Origin of the sequence: Nostoc sp. ChiQUE02, from assembly GCF_034531305.2 — a bacterium.
Classification (GTDB): Bacteria; Cyanobacteriota; Cyanobacteriia; order Cyanobacteriales; family Nostocaceae; genus Nostoc.
In genome coordinates this window covers 1-11932 of the sequence record NZ_JAVRBN020000013.1, presented here as the reverse complement: position 1 = coordinate 11932, position 11932 = coordinate 1, and the positions used below count along the sequence as shown (strand labels likewise).

Sequence of the window (11932 nt, the reverse complement as noted above, 5' to 3'; positions counted from 1 at the left end):
CGTTATTTTCCAAGAGTAAGAAAAAACCCCTATTCTTTCAAGCTAATTGCCTTCATTTTCTTCATCCATATTCCCAACAACCCAGCAGTAACTGCTATTCCTCCAATAGTCGATGGCTCAGGTACAGGCAAAGGTTCTACACTCACATTATCCAAGTATAAAAAACCATAGCTAGCTCTACCACCCAACTTTAACTCTGTAGATGATTTTGTCGCCAAAAAACTCAAGTCATATTGTGTGAAAGGAGATCCAGCAACATTTATAGTATTTATTTGATCAAAAACTTTATTTCCATCGACAAATGCCTGAAATATGTTGTCAACTTGACTGCTATCTTCGTCTGTTCCTAAAAAGAAACTGAGATTATAGTTACTACCGATAGTTGTAGCCAAATTCTGGGATATATAAGCAGGATTTACAAACGAACCAATCGATAAACCTTGATTACCACTTTGAGGAAAATTGCTAATTTTAATTGCTGATGTATCAATCAGATCGCCAGACTTATTCCATCCTGTAATATTGGGATTTGTAGTGTTGGGATTATTAGGATCTACGAGAGGGTCGATTTCAAAGCTTCCGTTGTTAACAAGTTCTACTGCTTGTGCTGCTGCATTATAAGTATTGGTAATCACAGCAGTGCTAACTAACGCAGTAGTAACACTAAAAACAAAAGTTGAGAGATTTTTAGTTAACTTCATGAAAATTGACTCCAAAAAATTCCAAATTACGACAATTCAAACAGTTGATATTTACATTTATGCTGGCTCTAATTGGTGTCAAAAAAAATAAACACTTTATCCAGGTTTATAAGAGTTAGCTATTCACCATAGATAATTTCTCCATAAACCGATGATCGAGTTTTTTAATCAGATGAATTTAAGTGGCATTCTCAACACTATAGAGCCAGATATCACTTGTTATTTGAAGAGAATGAGGGTTAGCTTGCGATCTGTGGTTTATTCATTTTCAGGATCGTCACACACAGAGTTTTCCCCTTGTTGTTCTATAGATTTGACACTCACATCATCCAAATATAAAAATGCATACTTGGCTCTGGAACCAAACTTGATCTCGGTGGATGTTTCTTTGGCTTTAAAATAAAACGTGTATAGTGTGTAGGGTTGGTAAGAAGTATTCTTTTTCCAACAAACCCTATTTCCACGTATAAAAGCCTTAAATTTATTATCCAGGTCAGGTGCTTCCTCTGTGGATGCGAAATAGAAAGTAAGTCGGTAGTATTGATTAACAACTGTAGGGATAGTCTGTGATATGTAGCTCAAGGCTGAAAATCCACCAAGCGATAAACCTTGGTTACCAGTGTTAGAAAAATTGTCAATCCTAGTACCTGATGTATCTATCGGATCGCCAGTTTTAATCCATCCTGTAACATTAGGATTTGTAGCGTTGGGATTATTAGAATCTACGAGTGCGTCGTTTTCAAATCCCCCGTTGGTAATCAGTTCTGGTCCTTCTGCTTGTGCTGCTGATTTATAGGTATTGGTAATTACAGCAGTATGAAGGAGAGCAGTGGTCAAACTACAAAAAATAATTGAGAGTTTTTTAGTGGACTTCACGAGACGTAACTCCAAATAGTTCAAAATTCATGACAACGAGTACTTGATTGATTTACTTTGTGGTGATTAAGGCAAGATAAACCCGTAAGTATTTTTGAAGATATTCTGGGCAGTAGTCCCACTTAAGTAGGTAGAAAAACTCTGTGCCGTGGTTAAAACTGTAGTGTTGGCAAGTATACCCAGTGGATAGACAATCGGATCGCTCTCTGTTGTTAAGGCAGTTTCTACGACTCTTACCTTGGTAGAAATTGCAGCATCAGTTTTGTAAACAGCACCTGCATCAATAGTTTTATTTACGCCTCCAACTACAAGAGTTTTATTTTCAACAGCAGTTAAGACATTACGCACATTGCTAGCAAGGTACGTTTTAGGACTAACAGTAGTGAAAATACCTCGGCTAGTAAGAACTTGTTTGGCATAATTTCCTGCTGGTACAACTGGCGGAGTACCTGTGTAATCACCTATGGCAATACCAGTAATGTTGGCGTTAGTCAAACCATTGAAGCTAGTCAAAGCAGCACTACCAGCACTAACAGGAGGTGTTGTAGGGGCGATCAAAACTAGACGGTTTTTGACAATGTTTTTACGGCTACCTGAAACCAATTTACTTGGAGTTGCAAACTGCAAGGCATCCATTTGTTCGGTGGCAGCAGAAATGAAAATATCTGCTACTGCTCCTCCTTGTATTTGGCTAAGTAAGGTACCAGAAGCACCAAAGGTATAAACAATGCTGACGCTTGGGTTAGCACTTTGGTACTGAGTCTTAATGTCATTAAGCGCATTTGTTAAGCTGGAAGCCGCAAACACTCTAAGTGTGGTTGTGGAATTTGCTGGCGATAAATTGATAAATTGGGAGCCTATTACCAGCATCATGCTGGTAACTGCTGTAGCAATCCAAGCGATAAGTCTTCTTCTGTTCATGAAAGTTATAGTTTGGGGAAAATATTACCTAAAAGTCTCATTGGTGACATACCTGACTTACGCACAGGCAACAGAAAAACCAACCACAGAAATGGCAGATGACATGGAGGAAATGAGAGTTTGAGAGGGTTTACGCGTAAAACTTACGCATAAAAAATTCTGGAAATAAACGGTCAATCACAATTGCTAAAAGCATTAGTATTATGAGCCGTTTTTTATTTCCAAGTAGAATTACACAAACAGGGAGTGAAATGTATTTAGTAATGAAATAATATCAGTTAAATACACTTATTACCAACATTTTTGGTTACTAAACCTTGACAAAAAACTAGAGCAAGGGCATCTAAATCCTAAAAAAACCCTATATTGCGCGTATAATAACGGTTGTACTAGAAAATCATCCGAAATATCTAAAATCCTGTTTATACCAACAAAATATATTTGACTATCTATTTAACTAACTTTTTTGGTAAAACAAGCGCTGTGTTGATACTCGTGAACAGCGATCGCTGTTACCACTGTATAGAAAAATGAGCGATGCCTGCGACGGTAAACTACGGTTCCAGAAGGTGCTTGTAACTCATCCGCCCAGATTACATATAATTCTCTATTGGTAGAAAAATTTATATAAACTTTTATGTTATCAATAAAATATTTGATTTAACCTACGTCTAACGATAGATAGATTTTATTAAACAAATAGTTTAGATTTGTAACAAGTTACACAGAACTAGGTAAAGCACATGGCCAACATAATTGACACTGCCACTAATAATGGTTCTTTCAAGACACTAGTTGCAGCAATCGAAGCGGCTGGTCTAGTAGATACACTGAAAGGTGATGGGCCATTCACCGTCTTCGCACCCACTGATGAAGCGTTTAACAAGCTTCCAGCAGGGACAGTAGACGCATTACTACAAGATATTCCCAAGCTCAAGAAAATCTTGACCTATCATGTAGTCTCAGGAAAGGTACTGGCTGCTGATGTAGCTAAACTGAAGACAGCTAAAACAGTTGAAGGTTCAGATGTAAAAATTGACGCTTCTAATGGCGTTAAAATCAATGATGCAACAGTTGCAGCAGCAGATGTTGCTGCTGATAACGGTGTCATCCACGTCATTGACACAGTTTTGATTCCTGCATAAGCAAACCTCCAAATAGCGAATGCTATTTGTGGAGCGGCGACTACCTATAGTCGTTTCTTCATTACAATCTGGTTGGATGTTTTTTATTAAATACCAACTACCAACAAATCCATCTAGATAATGTCTAGATGGATTTATTGTTTAATGCGTGTAGAGACATTGCAATTGCTAGTCTCTCTTAATTAGGTGTAATCAAATTTTTAGTTTTGCCAAACCCAAATAACGGATACCTTCGGGGGAAATGTCAAAACGGCAAGGTAAGACTTCTAAACCAAGAGCGATCGCATCTCGTAATAATTTACCATATACAGGATCTGTGCGATCTCCAGGGGAGAACTCAGTACAATCACTACGATTGATAAAGTAAAGCATCACCGCACGAGTTAGAGGTAGCAGCGCCATTAGTTCTCGCAAGTGCTTTTGTCCTCTTGTAGTCTCCGTGTCAGGAAATAGGGCTAGTCTCCCATCAGACAAAGTTGTATTTTTCACTTCTAAATAAATCGGGCGTTCCTCATCACTCCCCGTCAAGAAAAAATCCACTCGACTTTTTTTATCTAGCCCATAAACCACCTCACCCCTGATTTGGCTATAGTCGCCCAATTCTGGGAAAAGGTGTTTCGCCAAAGCTAGCTTTACCACCCGATTGGGTAAAAAAGTATTTATGCCTACCCAAGTTGGCTCACTGTCATGTACCTGAATTAGTTCTAAAGTGTAAGCCAATTTGCGGTTAAGATTATCGCTTTTGGAAAGCTGTACTGCACTTTGGGGAGTCGATACTCCAGTCATTGGCCCTGTATTAGGACAGTGTGCAGTCACTATTTCGCCAGAAGTAAGTTGAACGTCAGCAAAAAACCGCTTATAGCGTTTTAGCAGAATACCTGGATACAAAGGTGGGTAACGGTAAAGCCAATCTATCATTATGGAACCTTGTTGCTGCTAGTAAATATACGTCGATTCCTTTCCCACCGAACCCCCATCAGCAAATTTTTTCAGCAGCTACTCCGGCCTGTAACAGAATTGGGCTACCTCACATATCATAAAGTGTCAATTTTTGTAGTCAAATTGACAACATATTAATAAAAAGTAGCATATACTAAGTGTTATAAGCCTCCCATAAAAAATCCGGGAGAATTTCAATGTGCAAGGAGGTAAATCCTGTGCAAAAGGTGTGGACATCAACAGAGTTAGAATACGCTTTTCTGTTTACTCTAAGAAAAGTAAATTCACTTAATCCAGAAGGTTTCAAGGCATTTTTTAGTAATATGCCTATTGATCCTTACATCAAAGGTAATTATCGTTCCAGAAGATTATCTCGGTTCATAGTTTCTGGAGATAAGTTAATTAAATTACCTCATGGCTACCTGTTCCAAAGTAAAGACTATAATCCATTATTGGGTGACATAAAAAGAGAGTTTGCAGAATTAGATGATGCACTCATAGAACTTGATATTTTTATAAATCTTGTCTTGGCATTTAGTGATTCTTGTAAACTTCATCCGGAAGCTGAAATTGGAGTTCATCAAATTAGAACTATTTGTTCAACAGATAATCTAGGTAATCCGGCACCTGAAGGTATCCATCAAGATGGTACTGATTTTATTGGCATTTTTTCAGTAGATAGAGATAATATTCAAGGTGGAGAAACACATCTGTATACGGCTAAAAGAGAAAAACCTGTGTTTAGTAAAGTTCTAAATCCGGGAGAACTTTTATTAGTCAACGATCATGATTTTTTCCACTTCACCACTCCTATCAAACCGCAGATTGATGCTCAGGGAAGTAGGGATGTTTTTGTGCTGACTTCTCCAAGCTTGCTTTCAGAATAACTCTAGTCAACTGTAAATATTTTACAATCTACGAGATATGGGGAATTGAATGTAGTCATTTCCCCAGCTTTTTTATTAGGAATTGGAAATAATCGGGCTGAGAGTGGTTTATTTAACTTGATGGCTAAAGTTGCCATATCAATTAATAAATCTGTAATTTTTTCTATAATTATATTACCTGGAATCGGAACTGTATCCAATCCACAGCCACAAACTGCTGAATATAATAATAAATTTGTAATATTATATGTTTGCTCATTAGCTCTAGTAGCTAATCCGACATCTTCACAAACTGGAAGCATCAGTCCAGAGTAACCACAGGTTTTTACTGATACGCTTTTCAATACACGAGTCAGCATCCCAGAAATTGCAAGAGTTCCTGAATGTCCAAACTTGCCACTCATCAATTTTTCATAAGCAAAAGCAATACTATTTTGTTTATCCAAAGATGGAGCTAAAGATGTATCAATTCCTGTATATACAACGGTGAATTTATCGGAAATTTTTTCAGCAATAACTGCAATTTTATTTAATTCTAATTCTAAAATTAATTGGAGGTTTTGCTCTGCTGTTGTAATATTATTAGCCTGTGAAAATGCTTGCATTACCAAGTCGCCTAACTCTAAACCTATAGCGAAAGATGTATTACCTATTTGGTATGCTGTAGGGAAAAATGGGATACCTGGCTGGCAATTTGCCCATGCACAAAAACGAAAGTTGCCATAGCCATTTTCACTTTCTTGGGAAATACGTTTAATAGCTTTGGCAGATTCTCTTGCATTCACAAAATTTATGCCAGTTTCCCTGTCACCGATTTTACTTGAGCAATAAATAATCGATGTATTTTTGTTTATATCTGGAACTATATCTATAGTCTCAGGCTTGCTAGCATAACCAATGTTGAAAAAGCTGATATTCAGACTTAGGCAAAGTTGTTCTAGAATTTGAATTTCATTGATAATTTCAATTTTCGATAAGCCTTGCAGATATTCTTCCCAGGTATTAGTGGCAATTCTAGTTGTTTGTACCTCATATCCTTGTTTTTCAAATAAAATCTGCGCTTGCTGATTAAACTCAGCAGCTTGCTTAATTTTTTCCTGCTCTTGTAGAGATTGAAGTGATATACCTGTTGTAATAGTTCTAATTTTCATTGGTATAGATTATTAATGATATTTGCACTCAATCTAACTGCAAAATCTGGACGTGTACAATATTCCATTGGGTGTATGACAACTTAGGGTGGTGTGTTAGTTTTATTTCACAGAAAATATGAAATTAAGCAAAGCCACGCTGGATACTTAGAATATTAAGGGTGAGTGCATAGGTTAGACTACAAAACAAGCCTGCTGGAATTCAACTAACTGAATCAACCAAACAAATGCCATGAATGACGAATTCTACAATAGAGGATTGGAAAAGGCTAGGCGAAAAGACTACGCTGGAGCAATTGAGGAATTTAACCATGCTTTACAACTGACACCTTACTTTACCGAAGCTTATTTGCAACGGGGTTTGGCATATTATGACTCAGGAGCAATCCTTAAGGCTGTTTCAGATTATACCGAGGCCCTAAAGCTGAATCCTGAGAGTGTAGAAGCATATTATTGTCGTGGATTAGCAAGGGTAGCGCTGAAAAATCTGCCGGGGGCGTTGGAGGATGTTGAACGCGCTATTCGTCTCAATCTCAATTATGCTGCTGCTTATAATTTGCGGGGGATGGTGCGGCGCAAACAGGGCTATATTCAAGATGCGATCGCTAACTTTAAAAAGGCTGCACAATTATATCTAGAACAACAGGACAAAGAGAATTGTCGCCTTTGTCTGGAACGAATTAAACAGCTACAACCCAAAGAATTACCTGCTGTTCAGGAATCGCGTTCCACCAATGCGCCAATTTTATCCACCAATGATTATTTCGCGCAATTATTAGACAAGGCTGAAAAAGGAGATACTCAAGAGGCACTCGCCGATTTAAACTGGGTATTAAAAGCCGATCCCCAAGATGCCCAAGCTTACTGCTGTCGTGGGGTTGTGCGTTATAAAATGGGGAATTATCGAGAAGCGATCGCAGATTTTAATCAAGCATTGCGACTAAATTTTCAAGATGCCATTGTCTATCGCAACCGAGGTAAAGCACGTTTTGTATTGGGAGATCATCAAGGAGCGATCGCCGACTTTAACCAAGCAATCCAGATACAACCCGAAGATGCCTTAGTTTATATTGCCAGAGGTAATGCTTATCGGGCAACGGGCAATTATCTCGATGCAATTCAAGATTACACCCAAGCGCTGCAAATCAATCCTGATGATGCTCAAGCTTACTACAATCGCGGCATTGCCTATACTTATATAGAAGAAATCCAAAACGCCGTGGAGAATTATCAACGGGCGGCGAGGATCTTTTGTGAACAAGAAGACTGGGAAAATTATCAACAAGTCTTAAGTAGCCTAGAAAAAATCCAGAAATTTAGTCCAGAGTCAAAAAAGCAAAAATATCATCTGCTACGTCAGCGACTTTTGCGAATGGTTGGGGGATATTGGGAAATTGCCGAACGATTGATTCAGCAGAAACAGGATTACTATCCTGGGATGTCAGACGAGTGGTATTTGCAAAAAGTAATTGATGATTTAGAACGCGATCGCGGTAGATAAAATATAAATGCCACTACACATGTAAATTCACCCGTATAAGTATACGGGTGAAAATGCGATTAACTAACTATTAGACTAAACGCACCCTATATTAAGAAGGTTTCAAAGTTTAGTTAGAAGTGCGAGATTGACGGCGACGACGCAATCCAAACATACTAACTGCTCCCACTGCAAACATTGACAGAGTAACAGATGGTTCAGGAACGGTAGCACCAATTAACTCTCTAACATTTGCCTCGCCGATATCAAGAACGACAACAACATCATTAAAGTCACGGTCAGAACCTTCGTTCCACTTACCAGTTGCGGAATCTATTCCTGAACCGTGTAAACCTCCGTATAAATCCTCAAATGCCAAGAGGATGTAGTTGTTATAAGCATAAGCAACTGCGTGCTGTAGTCCATCAGCATTAGAGGCAGTGTCAGTACCAAAGATATTGGCAGAGTTACCACGGTTTAAACCATCAGCTCTCAACCAGAAGTCTAGTTGAGTACCTGCGGTAACATTACCAATATTTACCCCATCACCCAGTTTTAGGGCATTACCACCCCAGCCGCCAACACATCCAGTACCTTCACAAGAAATATCATTAAAAAGCAGTCCAGATTTGTTAGTAGTTCCTGTGGCATCGAAGGCTAACTGGTTTCTATAACCTGCGCCTTCATTGATAAAGTAAACAGAAACATCGTGGTCGTATTTTAGGTTTAATTTAGTGGGGTCTAATTTAAATTGTCCGCTGTTTGGGAGAGCAACGCTTTCAGCTTGGACAAATTGTTGAAAAGGAGTGTCGTTAAAACCAGTTTGGGACTTATTATATACCGTTGGTTGAGTCCAGGAACTATTCCAATTAAAATCAGCAGCAGATGCAGTTTCTACTTTGGAAACTAATCCGGTCAAGGTAGCTGTAGCGGCAATCAAAGCAGTGAATAAATTAGGTTTCATATCAAGAGTCATTAAGTAGGGAAAAGAATTTAGATAATGCTCTTGGGAGCAGCTATCTGTGTTATGTCGCTTCTTACTTCTAACAGCTATGCTTCTGCAAAGTCAATTGATAAATAAGCTTTTTTTGGTATATTCAAATAGTTCTTTATTTAAAGTGATTTCACTTAAAAGTGACTATTTCCTATCAGTTAATACACTGTTATTACTACTTAGTATTTAGACTGATATATAATATAAAAATCATGAAATATTTATATTTTTTATGAAAACAAGATGTGCAATTTCTGTAGTAAAAAGCTAAAAGCTTAATCTATAGGAACTTTCATTTGAATGAGGTATACAAGTAGGGACGCACTGTCATGCGTATCAACTGAACCCTTGGCAAAGGTTATTCGCACTTATACATACAGAATTTATCTCCGTGCTTACGTTGAAAAACGTAGTCTATCAAGTCAACTAAACCTGGGTAAATAAGTTTGTAGTCAGGATTTTAATCCTTGCCTTAAGCACTTCAGTGCTTACTAAGTAAGACGCTTTCGTTGACTTGATGAACTAGTAGTAGTCTGTCAACATTCACTGAGGTATCGCCAGAATCTAGAATTTCTGCTGAAGATGGCAGACAATCTAAGGGGTTGTACTTTAACGTCACAGCCCTCACTTGGACTTGATGAAATATTTTAAGGTTAAAATAATCAAGCTTTTCCAGAGCTACATTCCCCCTCTCCCAGATAAAATTTATATATGAACCCTACACAAGAAAAACTAAAAGATCAGGTAGAACAGGCTTTAGTCGCGGTTTTTGGTGCTGACTTCGCTGGAGTAGATCCAATTTTGGTTCCTGCTAGCAATCCTAAATTTGGTGATTATCAGGCGAATGTGGCTTTATCTCTGAGTAAAAAGTTAGGAAAGCAACCAAGAGCGATCGCATCTGCGATCGTTGATAAGCTAGATGTATCCGAAATCTGCGAACCACCAGAAATCGCTGGGCCAGGATTTATCAATCTAAAACTGAAAACGGCATATTTAGAAGCACAACTCAATGCAATTCAAGCAGATCCCAGACTAGGAGTTCCAGCCGCGAAAATGCCGAAGCGGGAAATTGTGGATTTTTCCAGTCCGAATATTGCCAAAGAAATGCACGTCGGACACTTGCGTTCGACAATTATTGGTGATTCCATCGCCCGGATTTTAGAATTTCAAGGACACGATGTCTTGCGGTTAAATCATGTAGGTGATTGGGGTACGCAGTTTGGCATGTTAATCGCCTATCTCCGGGAAGTTTACCCAGACGCCCTTACTACCGCTAATGCTTTAGATATTGGTGATTTAGTCTCTTTTTATCGCAAAGCCAAATTGCGGTTTGATACAGATGCAGCTTTTCAAGAAACAGCACGGCAAGAAGTCGTCAGATTACAAGCAGGTGCAGAAGATACACTCCATGCTTGGAAACTGCTGTGTGAACAATCACGGCAAGAGTTTCAAATAATTTATGATTTGTTGGATGTCCAAGTAATTGAACGCGGGGAATCTTTCTATAACCCTTTACTATCTGGCGTTGTAGAAAATTTAGATAAATCTGGGTTATTGGTAGAAAACCAGGGAGCAAAATGCGTTTTTCTGGAAGGGTTTACAAATAGAGAAGGTGAACCTTTGCCCTTAATTGTGCAGAAATCAGATGGCGGTTATAACTATGCCACAACAGATTTAGCATCTCTCCGCTACCGGATTCAGCAGGATCAAGCAAAGCGCATAATTTATGTAACAGATGCTGGACAAGGAAACCACTTTGCTCAATTCTTCCAGGTAGCACGCAAAGCTGGATGGATTCCCGATGATGTGGAATTAGTTCATGTGCCCTTTGGGTTGGTGTTAGGAGAAGATGGTAAAAAATTCAAAACTCGTTCTGGGGATACTGTGCGGTTGCGGGATTTATTAGATGAAGCGATCGCTCGTGCCCATGCTGACCTAAAAACTAGATTACAAGAAGAAGAACGCCAAGAAACTGAAGAATTCATTAATGAAGTTGCTAGGGTAGTTGGGATCAGTGCAGTTAAATATGCGGACTTAAGCCAAAACCGCACCAGTAACTATATCTTCAGCTACGACAAAATGCTGGATTTCAAAGGTAATACTGCGCCCTATATGCTGTATGCTTATGCCCGGATTCAGGGGATTAGCCGCAAGGGTGATATTAACTTTAAGGAGTTGGGAAACAATGCCGTCCTGTTGGAGCATGAAACAGAATTAGCACTGGCAAAATATTTACTTCAACTGGATGAAGTTATTAGTAGTGTAGAGCAAGACTTGCTGCCCAACCGTTTATGTGAGTATTTGTATGAACTGAGTAAAAAGTTTAATCAGTTTTATGACCGCAATCAGGGAGTTCAGGTGTTGGAGGCGGAGGAACCACAGCGGACATCCCGCCTGATTTTATGTGATTTGACTGCTAGAACTTTGAAGTTAGGATTATCTTTGTTGGGAATTCAGGTATTAGAGAGGATGTAATATATTTTTTTAATGCATAGGTGCTTCGCCTTTCCGCAGGGTAGGTATGCAGAGGAAGAGTTAAGTTAAAGGTGATTTTTTCTTTGTATCTTTCTCTGCGAGACGCTGCACGTTGCGGGAGCATCCCAATTTTGCAAAAATAAGCGAAGAAACATTATTCGCGATGGAAACGCGCGAATAATGTGGGAATTCAATCTTGTGGCTCCTCCTCTTCTTGCTCAGATCCAGAACTAATATCTAGTAGACAATCATCAAGTGCATGAATTATTCTCTGTATCTCATCCCAAACAGAGCGTCTAAAAGCAGACATAACTGCATCAAGATGTTCTTGAGTACCAGCTTTGCCTAAATGCTTGTATTTAC

Annotated in this window: 11 protein-coding genes; 5 read left to right on the top strand and 6 right to left on the bottom strand. The window is 38.8% G+C overall.

Annotated elements, in window-relative coordinates:
- Nucleotides 1–29: 29 nt before the first annotated feature.
- The 3 genes from RM347_RS15555 to modA all read right to left on the bottom strand — a co-directional run bounded on the left by RM347_RS15555 (nucleotide 30) and on the right by modA (nucleotide 2498).
- Nucleotides 30–701 carry a DUF642 domain-containing protein gene (locus RM347_RS15555; RefSeq protein WP_322719443.1) on the bottom strand — a complete coding sequence of 224 codons (672 nt, stop codon included), beginning with the start codon at nucleotides 699–701 and terminating at the stop codon, nucleotides 30–32.
- Nucleotides 702–959: 258 nt separating this feature from the next.
- A complete protein-coding gene (locus tag RM347_RS15550) occupies nucleotides 960–1577 on the bottom strand; it encodes a DUF642 domain-containing protein (RefSeq protein ID WP_322719444.1) in 618 nt (205 codons plus the stop codon).
- A gap of 66 nt (nucleotides 1578–1643) precedes the next feature.
- Nucleotides 1644–2498 carry a molybdate ABC transporter substrate-binding protein gene (gene modA / locus RM347_RS15545; RefSeq protein WP_322719445.1) on the bottom strand — a complete coding sequence of 285 codons (855 nt, stop codon included), beginning with the start codon at nucleotides 2496–2498 and terminating at the stop codon, nucleotides 1644–1646.
- Between modA and RM347_RS15540 the strand changes: the two genes are divergently transcribed.
- The gene (locus tag RM347_RS15540) at nucleotides 2497–2622 is read left to right on the top strand and encodes a hypothetical protein (protein WP_322719446.1); all 126 of its coding nucleotides are present in this window, start codon (nucleotides 2497–2499) and stop codon (nucleotides 2620–2622) included. The two genes, modA and RM347_RS15540, sit on opposite strands and share 2 nt — an antisense overlap.
- Before the next feature lie 619 nt (nucleotides 2623–3241).
- Nucleotides 3242–3643, top strand: coding sequence for a fasciclin domain-containing protein (locus RM347_RS15535; RefSeq protein ID WP_322719447.1), 402 nt, complete (start codon nucleotides 3242–3244; stop codon nucleotides 3641–3643).
- A gap of 192 nt (nucleotides 3644–3835) precedes the next feature.
- Here the strand turns inward: RM347_RS15535 and sfsA are convergent, their stop codons facing one another.
- Entirely contained in the window at nucleotides 3836–4561 is a 726-nt protein-coding gene (gene sfsA, locus RM347_RS15530; protein ID WP_322719448.1) for a DNA/RNA nuclease SfsA, read from the bottom strand.
- Between the two features lie 239 nt (nucleotides 4562–4800).
- On the opposite strand from sfsA, the gene RM347_RS15525 reads away from it, so the two are divergent.
- Nucleotides 4801–5469, top strand: coding sequence for a 2OG-Fe dioxygenase family protein (locus tag RM347_RS15525; RefSeq protein WP_322719449.1), 669 nt, complete (start codon nucleotides 4801–4803; stop codon nucleotides 5467–5469).
- A 2-nt stretch (nucleotides 5470–5471) separates the two neighbouring features.
- Here RM347_RS15525 and RM347_RS15520 read toward each other — a convergent pair whose 3' ends face one another.
- Nucleotides 5472–6620 carry a DUF711 family protein gene (locus tag RM347_RS15520; RefSeq protein ID WP_322719450.1) on the bottom strand — a complete coding sequence of 383 codons (1149 nt, stop codon included), beginning with the start codon at nucleotides 6618–6620 and terminating at the stop codon, nucleotides 5472–5474.
- Nucleotides 6621–6852: 232 nt separating this feature from the next.
- On the opposite strand from RM347_RS15520, the gene RM347_RS15515 reads away from it, so the two are divergent.
- Complete coding sequence (locus RM347_RS15515; protein ID WP_322719451.1) at nucleotides 6853–8121, top strand: tetratricopeptide repeat protein; 1269 nt, start codon at nucleotides 6853–6855, stop codon at nucleotides 8119–8121.
- 109 nt (nucleotides 8122–8230) lie between these two features.
- On the opposite strand, the gene RM347_RS15510 is transcribed toward RM347_RS15515, so the two are convergent.
- Nucleotides 8231–9064, bottom strand: a complete 834-nt coding sequence (locus tag RM347_RS15510; protein ID WP_322719452.1) for a DUF4114 domain-containing protein — start codon at nucleotides 9062–9064, stop codon at nucleotides 8231–8233.
- A gap of 741 nt (nucleotides 9065–9805) precedes the next feature.
- On the opposite strand from RM347_RS15510, the gene argS reads away from it, so the two are divergent.
- Nucleotides 9806–11569, top strand: a complete 1764-nt coding sequence (gene argS / locus RM347_RS15505; protein WP_322719453.1) for an arginine--tRNA ligase — start codon at nucleotides 9806–9808, stop codon at nucleotides 11567–11569.
- Nucleotides 11570–11932 lie beyond the last annotated feature (363 nt).

Coding starts and splice junctions, on each gene's coding strand:
- RM347_RS15555 (WP_322719443.1), bottom strand. CDS start 701: ATGAAGTTAACTAAAAATCTCTCAACTTTTGTTTTTAGTGTTACTACT.
- RM347_RS15540 (WP_322719446.1), top strand. CDS start 2,497: ATGAAAGTTATAGTTTGGGGAAAATATTACCTAAAAGTCTCATTGGTG.
- modA (WP_322719445.1), bottom strand. CDS start 2,498: ATGAACAGAAGAAGACTTATCGCTTGGATTGCTACAGCAGTTACCAGC.
- RM347_RS15535 (WP_322719447.1), top strand. CDS start 3,242: ATGGCCAACATAATTGACACTGCCACTAATAATGGTTCTTTCAAGACA.
- sfsA (WP_322719448.1), bottom strand. CDS start 4,561: ATGATAGATTGGCTTTACCGTTACCCACCTTTGTATCCAGGTATTCTG.
- RM347_RS15520 (WP_322719450.1), bottom strand. CDS start 6,620: ATGAAAATTAGAACTATTACAACAGGTATATCACTTCAATCTCTACAA.
- RM347_RS15515 (WP_322719451.1), top strand. CDS start 6,853: ATGAATGACGAATTCTACAATAGAGGATTGGAAAAGGCTAGGCGAAAA.
- RM347_RS15510 (WP_322719452.1), bottom strand. CDS start 9,064: ATGAAACCTAATTTATTCACTGCTTTGATTGCCGCTACAGCTACCTTG.
- argS (WP_322719453.1), top strand. CDS start 9,806: ATGAACCCTACACAAGAAAAACTAAAAGATCAGGTAGAACAGGCTTTA.